Annotated in this window: 17 protein-coding genes; 9 read left to right on the top strand and 8 right to left on the bottom strand. The window is 71.7% G+C overall.

What is annotated here, in order from left to right; translation table 11 throughout:
• The 3 genes from FRZ03_RS16690 to FRZ03_RS16680 form a co-directional block, all read right to left on the bottom strand.
• Positions 1–1066: AI-2E family transporter (locus tag FRZ03_RS16690; RefSeq protein ID WP_146465949.1), on the bottom strand; the 1066-nt coding region annotated here is incomplete at its 3' end.
• Between the two features lie 132 nt (positions 1067–1198).
• The gene (locus FRZ03_RS16685) at positions 1199–2176 is read right to left on the bottom strand and encodes a pirin family protein (protein WP_146465948.1); all 978 of its coding nucleotides are present in this window, start codon (positions 2174–2176) and stop codon (positions 1199–1201) included.
• A gap of 152 nt (positions 2177–2328) precedes the next feature.
• Positions 2329–2811: an SseB family protein gene (locus tag FRZ03_RS16680; protein ID WP_111583275.1), complete on the bottom strand. Its 483-nt coding sequence runs from the start codon at positions 2809–2811 to the stop codon at positions 2329–2331.
• 195 nt (positions 2812–3006) lie between these two features.
• Between FRZ03_RS16680 and FRZ03_RS16675 the strand changes: the two genes are divergently transcribed.
• From FRZ03_RS16675 to FRZ03_RS16665, 3 genes are all read left to right on the top strand, one after another.
• Positions 3007–4833: an acyl-CoA dehydrogenase gene (locus FRZ03_RS16675; protein ID WP_146465947.1), complete on the top strand. Its 1827-nt coding sequence runs from the start codon at positions 3007–3009 to the stop codon at positions 4831–4833.
• Between the two features lie 132 nt (positions 4834–4965).
• The gene (locus FRZ03_RS16670; protein ID WP_146465946.1) at positions 4966–6315 is read left to right on the top strand and encodes a M18 family aminopeptidase; all 1350 of its coding nucleotides are present in this window, start codon (positions 4966–4968) and stop codon (positions 6313–6315) included.
• A 66-nt stretch (positions 6316–6381) separates the two neighbouring features.
• Positions 6382–6639, top strand: a complete 258-nt coding sequence (locus tag FRZ03_RS16665; protein ID WP_146465945.1) for a DUF6458 family protein — start codon at positions 6382–6384, stop codon at positions 6637–6639.
• Here FRZ03_RS16665 and FRZ03_RS16660 read toward each other — a convergent pair.
• Positions 6627–8471 (bottom strand): NHL domain-containing thioredoxin family protein, encoded by a 1845-nt coding sequence (locus tag FRZ03_RS16660; protein WP_146465944.1) that lies wholly within the window; start codon positions 8469–8471, stop codon positions 6627–6629. The genes FRZ03_RS16665 and FRZ03_RS16660 overlap by 13 nt on opposite strands.
• A gap of 152 nt (positions 8472–8623) precedes the next feature.
• Here FRZ03_RS16660 and FRZ03_RS16655 point away from each other — a divergent pair, with 152 nt between their 5' ends.
• Positions 8624–9118, top strand: coding sequence for an LURP-one-related/scramblase family protein (locus tag FRZ03_RS16655; protein WP_146465943.1), 495 nt, complete (start codon positions 8624–8626; stop codon positions 9116–9118).
• A 34-nt stretch (positions 9119–9152) separates the two neighbouring features.
• Here FRZ03_RS16655 and FRZ03_RS16650 read toward each other — a convergent pair whose 3' ends face one another.
• On the bottom strand, positions 9153–9968 hold the full coding sequence (locus FRZ03_RS16650) for a carbon-nitrogen family hydrolase (RefSeq protein ID WP_146465942.1): 816 nt from the start codon (positions 9966–9968) through the stop codon (positions 9153–9155).
• A 182-nt stretch (positions 9969–10150) separates the two neighbouring features.
• Between FRZ03_RS16650 and FRZ03_RS16645 the strand changes: the two genes are divergently transcribed.
• Together FRZ03_RS16645 and FRZ03_RS16640 are read left to right on the top strand one after the other, a co-directional pair.
• The gene (locus FRZ03_RS16645) at positions 10151–10975 is read left to right on the top strand and encodes a maleylpyruvate isomerase family mycothiol-dependent enzyme (RefSeq protein WP_146465941.1); all 825 of its coding nucleotides are present in this window, start codon (positions 10151–10153) and stop codon (positions 10973–10975) included.
• A gap of 83 nt (positions 10976–11058) precedes the next feature.
• The gene (locus tag FRZ03_RS16640; protein ID WP_146465940.1) at positions 11059–11811 is read left to right on the top strand and encodes an SAM-dependent methyltransferase; all 753 of its coding nucleotides are present in this window, start codon (positions 11059–11061) and stop codon (positions 11809–11811) included.
• Positions 11812–11829: 18 nt separating this feature from the next.
• Here the strand turns inward: FRZ03_RS16640 and FRZ03_RS16635 are convergent, their stop codons facing one another.
• Positions 11830–13125: an MFS transporter gene (locus FRZ03_RS16635; protein ID WP_146465939.1), complete on the bottom strand. Its 1296-nt coding sequence runs from the start codon at positions 13123–13125 to the stop codon at positions 11830–11832.
• Complete coding sequence (locus FRZ03_RS16630) at positions 13122–13793, bottom strand: GntR family transcriptional regulator (protein ID WP_146465938.1); 672 nt, start codon at positions 13791–13793, stop codon at positions 13122–13124. Before FRZ03_RS16630 ends, FRZ03_RS16635 begins: the two co-directional genes overlap by 4 nt.
• Before the next feature lie 185 nt (positions 13794–13978).
• On the opposite strand from FRZ03_RS16630, the gene FRZ03_RS16625 reads away from it, so the two are divergent.
• The 3 genes from FRZ03_RS16625 (at position 13979) to FRZ03_RS16615 (ending at position 16358) form a co-directional block, all read left to right on the top strand.
• Positions 13979–14881, top strand: a complete 903-nt coding sequence (locus FRZ03_RS16625; protein WP_146465937.1) for a D-alanyl-D-alanine carboxypeptidase family protein — start codon at positions 13979–13981, stop codon at positions 14879–14881.
• Positions 14882–15012: 131 nt separating this feature from the next.
• Positions 15013–15363, top strand: a complete 351-nt coding sequence (locus FRZ03_RS16620) for a GntR family transcriptional regulator (protein ID WP_146465936.1) — start codon at positions 15013–15015, stop codon at positions 15361–15363.
• Positions 15360–16358 carry a DUF1648 domain-containing protein gene (locus FRZ03_RS16615; protein ID WP_315902647.1) on the top strand — a complete coding sequence of 333 codons (999 nt, stop codon included), beginning with the start codon at positions 15360–15362 and terminating at the stop codon, positions 16356–16358. Before FRZ03_RS16620 ends, FRZ03_RS16615 begins: the two co-directional genes overlap by 4 nt.
• On the opposite strand, the gene FRZ03_RS16610 is transcribed toward FRZ03_RS16615, so the two are convergent.
• On the bottom strand, positions 16337–17176 hold the full coding sequence (locus tag FRZ03_RS16610; RefSeq protein WP_261399173.1) for a hypothetical protein: 840 nt from the start codon (positions 17174–17176) through the stop codon (positions 16337–16339). The two genes, FRZ03_RS16615 and FRZ03_RS16610, sit on opposite strands and share 22 nt — an antisense overlap.
• Positions 17177–17298: the final 122 nt, after the last annotated feature.

Raw genomic sequence — 17298 nt, 5'->3', positions numbered from 1 at the left:
GCTCCGGGGATTCCGGGGGCTCCGGGGAGCCGGGCGGCGAGGACGCGTAGCGGGTGCGCAGCTCCTGCACGACGCCGAAGGCGGCCGCGGTCAGCGGGACGGCCAGCAGCATGCCGAGGATGCCCGCCACCGAGGCCCCGGCCGTGATGGTGACCATCACCACCGCCGGGTGCATCTGCACGGTGCGGCTCTGGATCACCGGTTGCAGCACGTGCCCCTCCAGCAGCTGCACGGCGAGCACCACGCCGAGCGCCCACAGCGCGATGACGAAGCCCCGGTCGGCGAGGGCCACCAGCACCGCGACCGCGCCGGAGGCGAACGCGCCGAGGTAGGGGATGTAGGCGCCGACGAACACCAGCGCGCCGAGCCCGAGCGCGCCCGGCACCCGGAGGATCAGCAGACCGACGGTGGTGCACAGCGCGTCGATCAGGGCGATCAGGGTGGTGCCGCGCATGAACCCCTCGACCGCCTCGTAGGCGCGCCGGACGACGGCCTCCAGGGTGTCGCCGCTGTCCCCGGGGGCGATCGCCCGCAGGGTGCCCGTGACCAGGTGGGAGTCGCGCAGGAAGAAGAAGACCAGGACGAGGGCGAGCACGGCCAGGGCGATGCTCTCGCCGACCACGCTGACCCCGCTGATGACGTTGGACGCGGCCGTGCCGCCGAATTTGCGCAGCAGTTCACGGGAGTTGGCGGCGAGGTCGTCCAGGCCGGTACCGGCGGCGCCGAAGTGCCGGGAGAGGCTCCTGGCCGCGTTGTGCAGGGAGGCGATGATCTCGTCGCCGCTGTCGACCAGGGCGGCGACCACGATGTAGACGGCGCCGCCGACGACGGCCACCACGGCGGCACAGGTCAGCCCCGCCGACACCGGGCGCCGTACGCCGGCCCGCACCAGCCGCCGGTGCAGCGGGGCGAGCAGGGCGGTGCCCAGCAGCGCGAGCAGCACCGCCGTGACGGCCGTACGGAACTCCCCGCACAGCCGCACCCCGACCCAGCCGACCGCGGCGACGAGCAGCAGCACGACGCACCAGGCGGCGAGCCGCCGGACCGGTTCGGGCAACAGCAGCACGTGCCCAGCGGATCACGACCGCGGGCGGGTGTCCTGCCCGCGGGGCCGGGCGGGTGAGGAAGGGCACCCGCCGGGGCGTCGTCGGCCCGGCGGGTGCCCTCCTCGTTCCTGTGGGACCGTGGCGCCCTCGGTTCAGGCCCCCGGACCCTCGTCCGTCATGCCGTGGACCGCCGGGACCGTCCCGAGGCGGCCCTTCTGGTAGTCCTCGAAGGCCTGCATCAGCTCGTCCTTGGTGTTCATGACGAACGGGCCGTAGTGGGCCATGGGCTCACGGATCGGCCGGCCGCCGAGGAGGACGACCTCCAGGTCCGGCGTGTTGCCGTCCTGCTGCTCGTCCGCGCGCACGGTCAGCGAGGACCCGGCGCCGAAGACCGCCGTCTGGCCCGTGCGGACGGGCCGGCGCTCGACGCCGACGCTGCCGCGGCCCGCCAGCACGTACGCGAGGCCGTTGAAGTCCTCCCGCCAGGGCAGGGTGATCTCCGCACCCGGCGCGAGCGTCGCGTGGACCATGCTGATCGGGGTGTGCGTGACGCCGGGGCCCGCGTGGCCGTCCAGCTCGCCGGCGATGACCCGGAGCAGCGCGCCGCCGTCCGGCGAGGTCAGCAGCTGGACGCTGCCGGCCCGGATGTCCTGGTAGCGCGGGGCCATCATCTTGTCCTTGGCGGGGAGGTTCACCCACAGCTGGAGCCCGTGGAAGAGGCCGCCCGAGACCACCAGGTGCTCCGGCGGCGCCTCGATGTGCAGCAGGCCGGCGCCGGCCGTCATCCACTGGGTGTCGCCGTTGGTGATGGTGCCGCCACCGCCGTGACTGTCCTGGTGGTCGAAGATGCCGTCGATGATGTAGGTGACGGTCTCGAACCCGCGGTGCGGGTGCCAGGGGGTGCCCTTGGGCTCGCCCGGCGCGTACTCCACCTCGCCCATCTGGTCCATCATGATGAACGGGTCGAGATGGCGGTAATTGATCCCCGCGAACGCCCGGCGCACCGGGAAGCCCTCGCCCTCGTAGCCGCTGGGAGCGGTGGTGACGGTGAGCACCGGACGCGCCACGGCATCGGCGGGAGCGGTCACACGGGGCAGCGTCAACGGGTTCTCGACGGTCACTGCAGGCATGGTGGCTACCTCCTTCGTACGCTCAGTTTAGTTGAGCGTTGAACTTCCTGCCACCCCCACCAACAGAAGGAGCCCGGAGGGCATTCCCTCCGGGCTCCTCGAACGGCGACTCTCAGCCGCACGGACGATCCCAGTCGTACATACGGACGGTCTCAGCCGTACATACGGCGCATCGCGAAGTCCACCATCTGCTCGACCGCCTTCGCGTCGAACACCATCCGGTGCTCGCCCTCCATGTCCAGGACGAAGCCGTAGCCGGTCGGCAGCAGGTCGATCACCTCGGCGCCGGTGATCACGAAGTACTTGGACTCCTTGCCCGCGTACCGCCGCAGCTCCTTGAGCGAGGTGAACATCGGGATCACCGGCTGCTGGGTGTTGTGCAGGGCGAGGAAGCCGGGGGTGTCGCCGCGCGGGCAGTACACCTTCGACGTGGCGAAGATCTGCTGGAAGTCCTCGGGGGACATCTGCCCGGTGGTGAACGCGCGCACCGCGTCCGCGAGCGACGGCGGGGACGGCTCCGGGTAGAGCGGCGGCTGCTGGCCGTACCCGCCGGCCCCGCCCGCCATCTGCTGCTGCCCCGACGTGTACTGCTGCTGCGCGGCGCCGCCGTCCATGGGCTGGCCGTATCCGTACATGGGCGCAAGCGTACCGAGGGAATGGCCGCCGCAGGGATGAACCCGAACGGCCCGGGGGAGTAGACCCTTCTCACACTTGTCGGGACAGGGGTTGCGCCTTATTACCGACGGGTAGCATCATCGTAGCTACTTGTTGGTACGTGAACCGAATGCGAGGAGTCAGTGCCTCGCCGATCCCTCAACGGAGCCGTCGCCATGGGGCACTACAAGTCGAATCTCCGCGACATCGAGTTCAACCTCTTCGAAGTACTCGGGCGCGACAAGGTGTACGGCACCGGCCCGTTCGAGGAGATGGACGTCGAGACCGCCAAGAGCGTCCTGGAGGAGCTGACCCGCCTCTCGGAGAACGAGCTGGCCGAGTCCTTCGCCGACGCCGACCGCAACCCGCCCGTCTTCGACCCGGAGACCAACACCGCCCCGGTGCCGGCGTCCTTCAAGAAGAGCTACCAGGCCTTCATGGACTCCGAGTACTGGCGCCTCGGCCTGCCCGAGGAGATCGGCGGCACCACCTCGCCGCGCTCCCTGATCTGGGCCTACGCCGAGCTGATCCTGGGCGCCAACCCGGCCGTGTGGATGTACTCCTCGGGCCCGGCGTTCGCCGGCATCCTCTTCGAGGAGGGCAACGAGGTCCAGAAGCACATCGCCAAGATCGCCGTGGAGAAGCAGTGGGGCTCCACGATGGTGCTCACCGAGCCCGACGCGGGCTCCGACGTGGGCGCCGGCCGCACCAAGGCCGTGCAGCAGGAGGACGGCTCCTGGCACATCGAGGGCGTGAAGCGCTTCATCACCTCGGGTGAGCACGACATGTCGGAGAACATCCTCCACTACGTGCTCGCGCGTCCCGAGGGCGCCGGCCCCGGCACCAAGGGCCTGTCGCTCTTCCTCGTGCCGAAGTACCTGTTCGACTTCGAGACCGGCGAGCTGGGCGAGCGCAACGGCGTCTACGCCACCAACGTCGAGCACAAGATGGGCCTGAAGGCGTCCAACACGTGCGAGATGACCTTCGGCGACAAGCACCCCGCCAAGGGCTGGCTGATCGGCGACAAGCACGACGGCATCCGCCAGATGTTCCGCATCATCGAGTTCGCCCGCATGATGGTCGGCACGAAGGCGATCTCCACCCTGTCCACCGGCTACCTGAACGCCCTGGAGTACGCCAAGGAGCGCGTCCAGGGTCCGGATCTGGCCAACTTCATGGACAAGACCGCGCCCAAGGTCACCATCACCCACCACCCCGACGTGCGCCGCTCGCTGATGACGCAGAAGGCGTACGCGGAGGGCATGCGCGCCCTGGTGATGTACACCGCCTCGATCCAGGACGCGATCCAGGTCAAGGAGGCGAACGGCGAGGACGCCACCGCCGAGCACGCCCTCAACGACCTGCTGCTGCCGGTCGTCAAGGGTTACGGCTCCGAGAAGGCCTACGAGCAGCTGGCCCAGTCGCTCCAGACCTTCGGCGGCTCCGGCTTCCTCCAGGAGTACCCGATCGAGCAGTACATCCGGGACTCCAAGATCGACACCCTCTACGAGGGCACCACCGCGATCCAGGGCCAGGACTTCTTCTTCCGCAAGATCGTCCGCAACCAGGGCGCCGCGCTGAACTCGCTCGCCGAGGACATCAAGAAGTTCCTGGCGCTCGGCACCGGCGGCGAGGAACTGGCGGGCGCCCGCGAGCACCTGGCCAAGGCCGCAGTCGAGCTGGAGGCGATCGTCGGTCTGATGCTGACCGACCTGTCCGCCACCCAGGAGGACGCCAAGAACATCTACAAGGTGGGCCTGAACACCACCCGCCTGCTGCTCGCCTCCGGCGACGTCATCGTCGGCTACCTGCTGCTCAAGGGCGCCGCGGTCGCCGCCGAGAAGCTGGCCACGGCCTCCGCGAAGGACAAGGCGTTCTACACCGGCAAGATCGCCGCGGCGAAGTTCTTCGCCGCGAACGTCCTGCCCGGCGTCACCCTGGCCCGCAAGGTCGCCTCGGGCGTCGAGCTGGACCTGATGGAGCTGGACGAGGCCGCCTTCTAAACCCTCGCCCCGGACGCTTCCGGACGTTTCGGGTACGCCTTCCCGACGTTTAGGACGTCCCCGTCGTTTCCCCGCACGGGCCCGCTTCCCCTTACCGGGAGCGGGCCCGTGCACGTCGTTAAGGTGAATCCCATGAGCGCACCATCCAGCCCGTCGCCCGCGGCCACCCCTCCAGCGAACGCTGCGCGCGCACCCCTCACCTTCGACCGCGGCCACACCGACGACCTGATGGCCTTCCTGGCGGCGAGCCCGTCGCCGTACCACGCCGTGGCGAACGTCGCCGAGCGGCTGGAGAAGGCCGGCTTCAGGCAGGTCGCCGAGACGGACGCCTGGGACGGCACCAGCGGTGGCCGGTACGTGCTGCGCGGCGGCGCGATCGTCGCCTGGTACGTCCCCGAGGGCGCCGCGCCGCACATGCCCTTCCACATCATCGGCGCGCACACCGACTCCCCCAACCTGCGCATCAAGCCCCGCCCGGACAGCGGGGCGCACGGCTGGCGCCAGGTCGCCGTGGAGATCTACGGCGGCCCGCTGATGAACTCCTGGCTCGACCGCGACCTGGGCCTGGCCGGCCGGCTCACCCTGCGCGACGGCTCCACGGTCCTGGTGAACGTGGACCGGCCGCTGCTGCGGGTGCCGCAGCTCGCCATCCACCTGGACCGCTCGGTGAGCACCGAGGGGCTCAAGCTGGACAAGCAGCGGCACCTTCAGCCGGTGTGGGGCCTGGGCGACGAGGTGCTCGACGGTGATCTGATCTCCTTCCTGGAGCAGGAGGCCGGCCTCGAGTCCCGTTCGGTGGTCGGCTGGGACCTGATGGTGCACCCGGTGGAGCCGCCGGCCTACCTCGGCCGGGACCGCGAACTGGTCGCCGGGCCGCGCATGGACAACCTGCTGTCGGTGCACGCGGGCGCTGCCGCGCTGGCCGCCGCCGCGGCCTCCGGTGCCTCGCTCACCCACATCCCGGTGCTGGCCGCCTTCGACCACGAGGAGAACGGCTCGCAGTCCGACACCGGCGCCGACGGCCCGCTGCTCGGCTCCGTCCTGGAGCGCTCGGTGTTCGCCCGCGGCGGCTCCTACGAGGACCGCGCCCGTGCCTTCGCCGGCACCGTCTGCCTCTCCTCGGACACCGGCCACGCCGTGCACCCCAACTACGCGGAGCGGCACGACCCGACGCACCACCCCCGGGTGAACGGCGGCCCGATCCTCAAGGTGAACGTCAACAACCGCTACGCCACCGACGGTTCGGGCCGCGTGGTGTTCGCCGCCGCCTGCGAGAAGGCGCACGTCCCCTTCCAGCACTTCGTCTCCAACAACTCCATGCCCTGCGGCACCACCATCGGTCCGATCACCGCGGCCCGGCACGGCATCCGCACGGTCGACATCGGCGTGGCCATCCTCTCCATGCACAGCGCTCGCGAACTGTGCGGCGCGGACGACCCGTTCCTCCTCGCGAACGCCCTGACGGCTTTTCTGGAGGGCTAGCCGGGAAGGCCCGGGGTACCCGGACGGGACCGGAGATTCCGGAACCGAAAGGGGAGGCGAAGCCTCATGGGGCTCGGCGGATGCATCATCCTCATCGCCGTGGGGGCCATACTCACGTTCGCTACCGACTGGCACATGAACGGTGTCAACCTCACGGTCGTCGGCCTGATCCTGATGGCCGTCGGCCTGATCGGCACCGCCACGTTCAGCGGTATCGCGCGGCGTCGGCGGGTCGTCGTACCGCCGACGCCGATCGTGGAGGAGGAACCCCACCACCATCACCACCACACCGGCGACGGTTACACGGACGGCTACGGCATCTGAGAACCGCCCTCCTGCTCGTCCATGCCCGCCAGGACGAGCGGCAGGCGGTCCGCCGCACCCTCGGTGAGGCGGACCGGGACGCCCCAGTCCTGCTGGTGGACATGGCAGGCGGGGTACTCGACGTCCGGGTCGTCGTCGCAGGACGCGGCCATCGCGGATATGTGCAACACCCCCTCCCGGACAGCCGGGTCGAGCTCCAGCTCGCGGCTCAGGCCGGTGTCCGCTCCCTCGCCCTCGAGCAGCAGCTCGGGCGGGGTCGAGGAGACCAGGAGGCGGGTGGCGGGACCGAAGCGGTCGTCGGGCTGCCGGCCTTCGGGCGCCTGGAAGACGACGTCCAGCCGGAGGCGGCCGGGGGCCACCTCGGTGACCGCGCGCCGGGTCCGGTGGGCCACCGGCGCCGCCCGCACCGCTTCCTGGGGCAGCCGCAGCCGGGTCAGCCGGTGCCGGGCCGACTCCACCACCACGATGTCCTCGCCGACGAGCACGGCGTCGCTGGGCTCGCGCAGATCCGTGGCGAGCGTGCCGACCTCGCCGGTCGCCGGGTCGTAGCGGCGCAGGGCGTGGTTGTAGGTGTCGGCGACGGCGACCGAGCCGTCCGGCAGCGCGGTGACGCCCAACGGGTGCTGGAACAGGGCCTGTTCGGCGGTGCCGTCGCGGTGTCCGAAGTCGAACAGGCCGGTGCCGACGGCGGTGTGCACCGACCCGTCGGGATCGACCCAGCGCAGGGCGCTGGTCTCGGAGTCGGCGAGCCAGAGCCGGTCGGCGGTGGCCGCGAGCCCGGAGGGCTGGGCGAACCAGGCCTCGGCGCCGGGGCCGTCGACCAGGCCCTCGTTGGTGGTGCCGGCGGTGACGCCGACGGTCCGCGTCACCGGGTCGTAGGCCCACAGCTGGTGCGTGCCGGCCATGGCGATCCACACCCTGCCCTGCCACCACGCCACGTCCCAGGGCGAGGAGAGGTCCACCTCGCGGGCCGGGCCCGAGGCCGGTGAGCCGTGCCTCCACTGCCTGCCGGTGCCGGCCAGGGTGGTCACCTCACCGGTGGCGAGGTCCAGTCGGCGCAGGGCGTGGTTGACCGTGTCGGCGACGGCCACCGAGCCGTCGCCCAGCAGGGCGAGGCCCTGGGGTTCGTTGAAGGACGCCTGCCGCGGGCCGCCGTCCGCGAGGCCGCGGGCGCCGGTGCCGAACCGCCGCAGGACCGTCTCCCCGTCCGCCGCCAGCTCGGCCAGCTGATGCCGGGTGGTGTCGCTGACCAGGAAGCCGCCGAAGGGCAGCAGCAGGGCCTTGCCCGGGAAGCGCAGGGTCGTGGGCTCGGGCTCCGGCGGGACGTACGGGCCGTCGCCGCGGCGCAGGGTGCCCTTCGCCGCGTGCTCCGCCGCCAGCTCCGTCACCAGCCGGTCGATGGCGGGCACATGACCCTCGCCCGCGTGCTGGGCGACCACGTACCCCTCCGGGTCGATCACCACGAGCGTCGGCCAGGCGCGCACCGCGTACTGCTGCCACGTGGCCAGTCGCGGGTCGTCCAGGACCGGGTGCGTCACGCCGTAACGCTCCACCGCGTCCGCGACCGCCCGGTGGTCCGCCTCGTGCGCGAACTTGGGCGAGTGCACGCCGATCACCACCACCGTGTCCCGGTGCCGCTCCTCCAGCTCGCGCAGCTCGTCCAGGACATGCAGGCAGTTGATGCAGCAGAAGGTCCAGAAGTCCAGGACGACTATGCGTCCGCGCAGGTCGGCCAGGGTGTACCGGTGGTCTCCCGTGTTCAGCCAGCCGCCCTCGCCGGTCAGCTCGGGGGCACGGACGCGGGGGCGTCGGGGTCGTGCGGCGTCGGTCATGGCTCCAGAGTGCCACCGGTCCCGGACATCCCGCCGAGCCTGTGGACAACCGGACAAGTCACCCGCGCGGCCTGTGGAAAAGCGGTTCCCGCCCCGCCGATCGCCCCGCGCCCGGCCGTGAGGAACCCGCCGTACCGGGGAAGGGCTCAGACATGAGATTCCTGGTACGCGACCGGCTCCTCGGCATCGGCGAGGACTACTGGATCGAGGACGAGCACGGCCGCAAGGTGTTCCTCGTCGACGGCAAGGCGATGCGGCTGCGGGACACCTTCGAGCTGAAGGACGCGCACGGCCGGGTCCTGATCGACATCCACCAGAAGATGTTCGCGCTGCGCGACACGATGGTGATCGAGCGGGACGGCGAGGGCCTGGCCACCATCCGGCGCAAGCGGCTGTCCCTGCTGCGCAACCACTACCGCGTCGCGCTGGCGGACGGCACCGAACTGGACGTCAGCGGCAAGATCCTCGACCGCGAGTTCGTGGTCGAGTACGACGGCGGGCTGCTGGCCGTGATCTCCCGGCGCTGGCTGCACCTGCGCGAGACCTACGGCGTGGACGTCGTACGCGACGACGCGGACCCGGCGCTCCTCATCGCCGTCGCGGTGTGCGTGATCCATCTGGCGGAGAAGGAGCGGGAGCACGACTGAACCACGGCGGAACGCGGCCCCGGCCCGGCGGGCCCTACCGCGTCGGCGGGGCCAGCCCGAGGACGCGGTCCTTCAGCGCGGGGAACTGCTCACGGGTGGCGGCCACCTTCGCCGGGTCGAGGTCGACCGTGAGGACCTCCTCGCCCGGCCCGGCCTCGGCCAGCACCTCGCCCCACGGGTCGACCACGATCGAGTGACCGGCCTGCGGAACTCCCGCATGGGTCCCGGCCGTTCCACAGGCGAGCACGAACGCCTGGTTCTCCACCGCCCGCGCCTGGGCCAGCAGCGTCCAGTGCGCGCGTCGCCGCTCGGGCCAGCCCGCCGGGAGCACCAGCACCTCGGCGCCGGCGTCGACGAGTCCGCGGAAGAGTTCGGGGAACCGCAGGTCGTAGCAGGTGCCCAGGCCGAGCGTGGTCCGCGGGAGCCGGACCGTCACCAGGTCCCGCCCGGCGCCCATCAGCACGGCCTCGCCCTTGTCGAAGCCGAAGCGGTGGATCTTGCGGTAGGCGGCGGCCAGTTCACCGGAGGGGGAGAAGACGAGAGAGGTGTTGTAGAGCGTGCCCTCGTCGGTGGCGCCGTCGCCGGAGGAGGCGCGCTCGGGGATCGACCCGGCGTGCAACCAGACGCCCGCGTCGGCCGCCGCCTTGGCCATCGTCTCGTACGTCGGGCCTTCCAGCGGCTCCGCCTCGCGTCCGAACTCCTCGTAGGCGAAGGCACCGGTGGTCCACAGCTCGGGCAGCACCACCAGGTCGGCCCCGGCCTGCTCGCGCACCAGCGCGGCCGCTCGGTGCCTGCGCGAGGCGACCGATTCGCCCTCGTCGACGGCAATCTGGATCAGAGAGGCGCGCACACTACCACCGTCCTGGCATTCGAGTCGTCCACACGGGCCTACGATCGTCACGCGAAAGCACTGCCGGGGTGCCTGCCAGCAGCGTAACTTAGCTTCCCAGACACCCGCCGAAGTGCAGCCGCCGCCCGCTGGCAACGCCGCCACAACCTGCCCGTGTACCGACCGCCGAGGGGTCCCGTTCCGTGAGTCTGCATCCCACCCTCCAGCCCTACGCCGACGCCTGGACGCACTCCATCGACGCGATATCCGAGATGGTGCAGTCACTGGTCGAGGGCGAGTGGAACCGGCGGACACCATGCCCGGGATGGTCGGTGCGCGACATCGTGTCGCACGTCATCGGCATGGACTGCGAGCTGCTCGGCGACCCGCGCCCCATCCACTCCCTGCCGCGCGACCTCTTCCACGTCACCACCGAGCACCAGCGCTACATGGAGATGCAGGTCGACGTCCGCCGTCACCACACGGCGCCGGAGATGACGGCCGAACTGGAGTACACGGTCATCCGCCGCAACCGCCAGCTGCGCAACGAGAACCGCGACCCCGGCGCCACGGTACGCGGTCCGCTGGGCAAGGACATCACCCTCGAACACGCCTACCGGATGCGCGCCTTCGACGTCTGGGTGCACGAACAGGACCTGCGCACGGCCCTCGGGCGCCCCGGCAACCTCGACTCGCCCGGCGCGTACGTCACGCGTGACGTCCTGCTGGAGGCGCTGCCCAAGATCGTCGCGAAGGACGCGAACGCGCCGCGCAGTTCGGCCGTCGTCTTCGATGTGGGCGGTCCCGTCGAGTTCCTGCGCACCATCCGGGTGGACATCCAGGGCCGCGGCACCCTGGAGACCGCCCCGGCGCTCGGCCCGGTGGCCACCCTCACCCTCGACTGGGAGACCTATGTGCGGCTGGCCTGCGGCCGGGTGACTCCCGAGGCGGTGGCGGACCGCGTCAAGACCGAGGGCGACCAGGATCTGACGAAGGCCATCCTGCACAACTTCACCGTGACTCCGTGACCCCGTGACGCCCCGCGGCCCCGGGGACCGGGCCGCCGGTAAATCGGTGGTGACGGCCAGGGTGCCCTTCTAGCGTGCCCGGCATGACCCCTGACCTTCCCCGGCTCACGCGGCTCACCTTCCACGGCCCCCTCTCGGCCTCCCGTGCCGACGCCGTCGTCCGCCGCCTCGCCGCGAACCGCCCCCGCACCGTCCTCGACATCGGCTGCGGCTGGGGCGAGTTGCTGCTCCGGTTGCTCGCGGCCGTACCCGGCGCCACCGGGACCGGCGTCGACACGAACGCCGAGGACCTCGCGCGCGCCCGGCAAAACGCCGAGGACCGCGGACTCGCCCACCGGGTGGAGTTCGCCGAGGAGTCCGCCCTGGGGACCCGGCGCGGACCCGCCGACCTGGTGCTCTGTCTCGGCGCCACCCAGGCGCTCGGCGAGGCCGAACCGCCCACCGCCGAGGCCCTGCGCGAGCTGCGCCGTCTGGTGGGCGACGACGGCCGGGTGCTGGTCGGCGAGGGCTTCTGGGAACGGCCGCCCACCGGGGCCGAGCTGTCGGGCATGTGGCCGGGCGCCACCGCCGAGGACCACCACGATCTCGCGACCCTGCTCGACCTCGCCGTCGCCGCCGGTTTCCGGCCGGAGTGGACCGAGACCGCGAGCCGCGAGGAGTGGGAGGAGTTCGAGTCGGGCTACCAGGCGGACCTGGAGGTCTGGCTCGCCGCCCACCCGGACCACCCGCGGGCGGACGAGACCCGGGCCCGCCTCGACCGGCACCGGGCCCAGTGGATGAGCTACCGCGGCGTCCTCGGGTTCGCCTACCTCACCCTCGTACCGGACCGTCGCTGACCCGGGCCCGGCCCGCGCTCACGCCGGTACGTGCAGCGCCTCCACCCGGCTGGCCACCAGCCGCTCCCGCTCCCTGCGGGCCACCCGGCCGCGCAGCCGCAGGATCTGGCTGAGGCCGAGCGCCTGGAGGACGAACACCGCGCTGAACGCGACCGTGTAGTCGTCGCCCGTGGCGTCCAGCAGCACGCCGATCGCGAGCAGTGTCGTCATCGAGGCGATGAAGCCGCCCATGTTGGTGATCCCGGAGCCGGTGCCCTGCCGCTCGGGCGGGTTGGCGGGGCGGGTGAAGTCGAACCCGATCATCGAGGCCGGACCGCACGCGCCGAGCACCGCGCACAGCACGATCAGCAGCCACATCGGCGCGTGCCCGCCCGGGTAGAACAGCGTCGCCGCCCACAGCAGCGCCGTCGCCGCGACGGTGCCCAGCGCGAGCGGCAGCCGGGCGGTGTGGTGCCGGGCCACGATCTGGCCGTAGACCAGGCCCACCACCATGTTGGACAGCACCACGAGGGTCAGCAGTTCACCGGCCGTGGCCCGGCTGAGGCCCTGCGCCTCGACGAGGAACGGCAGGCCCCACAGCAGCAGGAAGACCATCGCCGGGAACTGGGTGGTGAAGTGCACCCACATGCCGAGGCGGGTGCCCGGCTCGCGCCAGGCCTCGGCGATCTGCCGGCGGACGTAGGCGGAGCCCCGGTGCGTCGACGGCTCGGGCTCGTGTCCCTCGGGGTGGTCCTTCAGGAAGAGCAGCGTCAGCACGAGGACGACCACGCCGGCCAGCGCGCTGCCCGCGAACGCCTGCGTCCAGCCGATGCTGTGCAGCAGCCGGGCCAGGACGAGGGTGGAGATCAGGTTGCCCGCCATGCCGACCAGGGCGGCGAGCTGCGCGACCATCGGGCCGCGCCGGGCGGGGAACCAGCGGGTGCCCAGCCGCAGCACGCTGATGAAGGTCATCGCGTCGCCGCAGCCCAGCAGCGCCCGGGAGGCGAGCGCGGTGCCGTAGGAGGGCGAGAAGGCGAAGCCCAGCTGCCCGATGGTGAACAGCACGGCGCCCAGCCCCAGCACCTTCTTGGTGCCGAGCCGGTCGACCATCAGGCCGACGGGTATCTGCATGCCGGCGTAGACCAGCAGCTGGAGTATGGAGAAGGTGGACAGCGCGGAGGCGTTCACATGGAAGCGGTCCGCCGCGTCGAGACCGGCCACCCCCAGCGAGGTGCGGAAGATGACGGCGACGAAGTAGACCGCGACGCCTATGGACCACACGACGACGGCCCGCAGGCCGCCGGGCGGATCGCTCGGAAGGGTGACCTTGCTCATCGGACCTCACCCCGCGCGAGGAGCGACACCCGGCTCACGTGCCGGTGCACGACCCCGACGGCCGTGTCCGCTTCCCCGGCCCGCAGCGCCTGGAGGATCTCCTCGTGCTCCGCGAGGGTCCTCGCGACCCGGTCGGGGTGGGAGTACATGACGGCGACGCCCATCCGCAGCTGGCGGTCGCGCATCTGGTCGTAGAGGCGGGAGAGGATCTCGTTGCCCGCGCTGCGGACGATCTCGGCGTGGAAGCAGCGGTCGGTCGCCGCGGCCGCGGCCAGATCACCGGAGGCGACCTGTGCCTTCTGCTGCTCCAGCAGCTCGGCCAGCCGCTCCACCAGCCCCGGCGGGGCGGGTACGGCCTTGCGGGCGGCGTACTCCTCCACCAGCAGCCGGGTCTCCACCACGTCGGAGATCTCCTGCGCGGAGACGGGCAGGACCAGCGCGCCCTTCTTGGGGTAGAGCCGGATCAGGCCCTCGACCTCCAGTCGCAGCAGCGCCTCCCGCACGGGGGTGCGCGACACCCCTACGGCCTCGGCCAGCTCGCCCTCGGTGAGGAGGGTGCCGCCCTCGTAGCTGCGGTCGAGGACGCCCTGCTTGACGTGGGTGTAGACGCGATCGGCGGCGGGGGGCTGCTTCGCGGGCGGGGACGGGTGCGGGACGGCCGTTTGCATGCCTACAGGATAGATACAACAGGGACGCAAGACGTGCCCATTCCACGATGCGGACATGACCCAAATCACCCCCGGCGACCGCACAACCTTCTGTGCTACCTACGTGTCACACACGTGCGGCCCTACTCTCGCCACCTCAACTCGGCCGCATCCAGGGGCATTCCAGACAATCGGGGTATATCACTTTGATTACCGGCATCAAGGGCATCCGCCTCCGCCGAGCCACCGCCGTCGCCGTCACCTCCGGTGCGCTGCTCGCCGCCGGCGCCCTCTCCGCGGCGCCCGCGCAGGCCGTCACGACGCCTTCGATCGTGGCCAAGGGCGGTTATGTGATGAACAACGCGAACGGCTCGTCGCTGTACACCAAGGCCGCGGACACCACGCGGCCCACCGGATCCACCACCAAGATCATGACCGCCAAGGTCGTGCTGGCGCAGAAGAACCTCAACCTCGACGCCACGGTGACGATCCAGAAGGCGTACAGCGACTACGTCGTCAAGAACAACGCCTCCCAGGCGCACCTGATCGTGGGTGACAAGGTCACCGTCCGCCAGCTGCTGTACGGCCTGATGCTGCCGTCCGGCTGCGACGCCGCCTACGCCCTCGCGGACAAGTACGGCTCCGGCTCCACCCGCGCCGCCCGCGTGTCCAACTTCATCGGCAAGATGAACAGCGCCGCGAAGAGCCTGGGCCTGAAGCACACGCACTTCGACTCCTTCGACGGCATCGGCAACGGCAAGAACTACTCGACGCCGCGCGACCTGACGAAGATCGCCAGCAGCGCGATGAAGAACACCACGTTCCGCACCATCGTCAAGACCAAGTCGTACACGGCCAAGACGAAGACCAAGACCGGCGGCACCCGCACGATGGGCGCGTGGACCAACACCAACACGCTGCTCAGCAGTTACAGCGGCACCATCGGCGTGAAGACCGGTTCCGGCCCCGAGGCCGGCTACTGCCTGGTCTTCGCCGCCACCCGCAACGGCAAGACGGTCATCGGCACCGTCCTCGCCTCCAGCTCCGTCACCCAGCGCCAGTCGGACGCCACGAAGCTCCTCAACTACGGCTTCGCCAAGCTCGGCTGACCCCCGCTCGGAAACCCGGGCCCGTCGCACCCAGCGGCGGGCCCTTTCTGCTGCCCGGAACCGGCCGGGAAGCCGGGGGCACCGATCCGGGGTGCCGCGATGAAATGAATGGTGCTATTTTCATTGGCACCATGCTGCTGCATCTGGACACCACCGACACCCGCCCCCTGCACGAGCAGGTCGCGGCGGCGATCCGGCGGGCCGTGGCGGAGGGCGAGTGCCGCGCGGGCGAGCGCCTGCCCTCGGCCCGCGACATCTCCGCGGCCCTCGACATCAACGTCAACACCGTCCTGCGCGGCCTGCGCGAACTGCGGGACGAAGGCCTGCTGGAGTTCCGCCGGGGCCGGGGCATCACCGTCGCCGAGGGCGCCGCGGCCCCGCGCTCGAGCCTGCAGATCAAGGTGCGGGAACTGGTCGCGGAAGCCTCCCGGCTGGGATACAGCCGGACCGATCTCATCGACATGATCCAGGGGTTGTCATGACGGACGGACACGACGGAGGACTCGGCAGGCACCGCGCCGCGCCCTGGGCGCTCGCGGGCGGTAGCGCGGCCGTGGCGGCGCTGATGGCCGCCCTGCCCTGGACCCAGCGGGACCGGCTCCCCGACCGGCTGGCCACCCACTGGAGCGGCGGCGCGGCTCCCGACGGCTCGATGCCCCTGTGGCAGGCCTGCGCGTTCCCCGCCGCCCTCTGGCTGCTGATCGCCCTCGCGATGACCGTGCGGTGGCGCCGCTCCTGGGCACCGACGCGCGCCTGGTCCGCGATCGCCCTGGCCCCCACCGGTGTGGTCCTCCTCGGTGCCCAGGTGTCCATCGTCGGCGCCAACCTGGACCGCGCCGACTGGCACCAGGCCCGGCAGCCGTCCTGGTGGATCGCCGTGACCCTGGGCCTGGCCGCGGTCGCCGGGGTGGTCGCCTGGCGGCTGACCGTCCGCGCCACCTCCGCCGCGCCCGAGGCCGGGACCCCGGCGCTGGACCTGGCACAGGACGAACGGCTGGTCTGGTTCTCCCGCGCGGCCAACCCCTGGCTGCAACTGCTGTCCGCGGTGGCCGGCGTGGCCGCCGTGGGCACGGCCGTGGGGCTGGTGCTGGGCCTGGCCCCCGCCGGGAGACTCGGGATCGTGTGCGCCTCCTGCGCGGTCGTCGCCCTCGGGGGCGCCGTCTCCTCCTCGGTCCGGGCGAAGGTCTCGGAAGCCGGACTGGAGGTCTCCTTCGGCCCGTTCGGCTGGCCCGTCCGCCGCTGGTCCCCGGACGCACTCGAATCCGCCCGCGCCGAGCAGCGCCGGCCCTCCCAGGTCGGCGGCTGGGGCTACCGCCTCAGCGGCCTCGGCACCACGGTGATGCTCCGCGCCGGCGACTGTCTGGTCGTACGGCCGCTGGGCCGGCGCTCAGACTTCGCGGTGAGCGTGGACGACGCGGAACGGGGCGCGGCCCTGCTGAACGCGCTCCGCGCGCGTCAGTCGCTCAGCCGGCCGTAGCCCAGCCGGTCGTAGGTCTCGAAGGTGTACGAGGCGTCGTAGGTCATCAGGTTCCCTTCCTTCGCGGGCAGTCCGAGGTGCCGGTTGAGAGCGGTGGTGAGCGGGCCGCAGTGTTCGGCGGCGGGGGCGGTGAAGGTGTCGTCGTAGGCCGAGAACTCGATCAGCGGCGGGTCCTGGGAGACCCAGGTGGAGGGGCCCGATCGGGTCATCCGGAAGTCGACGGGGGCGCTCGCGCCTATCGCGCAGCCGGGCGCCGGCAGCGGGCCGAGGAGACGGAAGCGGAGGCTGAACCGGCCGGTGTAGAAGTCCGAACGGCCGCCGTACTCGGGCTGGATCGCGAGGTGCCGGACGGGACCGCGACCTCCCGGCAGGGTGGTCGGCGTGGTGCGCATCGCTCCCCAGACCTGTCCGTCGCCGCCGTCCGGCAGGGGACCCTCGGCATGGGTCATGGTGATCGGGGCGAGCCGCACGGACACCGTGCCCATGGACAGCGTCGGCGCGGCGGTGTGCACTTCGCATCTCCAGCGGGACGGGTCGACGCCGTCGGGGAGGGCCGGGCAGTCACGGAAGCCGGCCGCGGGCACCGTGGCCACGGCCGAGGCGGTTCCGGCGGACGGGGACGCGGCCTGCGCAAGCGCGGTGGACGGTGCCGCCGTGAACGCCGCCGCCGTGGCCGGGGGCGCGGCCGGGCGGGGCGCGGAGAAGGCGGCGCCGGGGGCGCAGATCGCCGCCGTACCGGCGAGGACTGCGGCGCCCGCGAGGACGGCGACGCGGCGTGCGGGACCCGAACGGCGCCCGGCTGCGGGGAATTTCGTCATGGCTCCAGCGTGCCGTCCGCGACCACACCCTCACCATCCGTGACATCCCTGACGGAACCCCGACCCGTCCCTGACCAGCCGTCAGGGATCGGCCGCACCCCTCTCGCGGTCAGCCGGCGGGC

The organism is Streptomyces misionensis, assembly GCF_007896895.1.
Classification (GTDB): Bacteria; Actinomycetota; Actinomycetes; order Streptomycetales; family Streptomycetaceae; genus Streptomyces; species Streptomyces misionensis_A.
The sequence above is the reverse complement of the archived record's forward strand: the minus strand, read 5'-3'. Positions and strand labels throughout refer to the sequence as shown.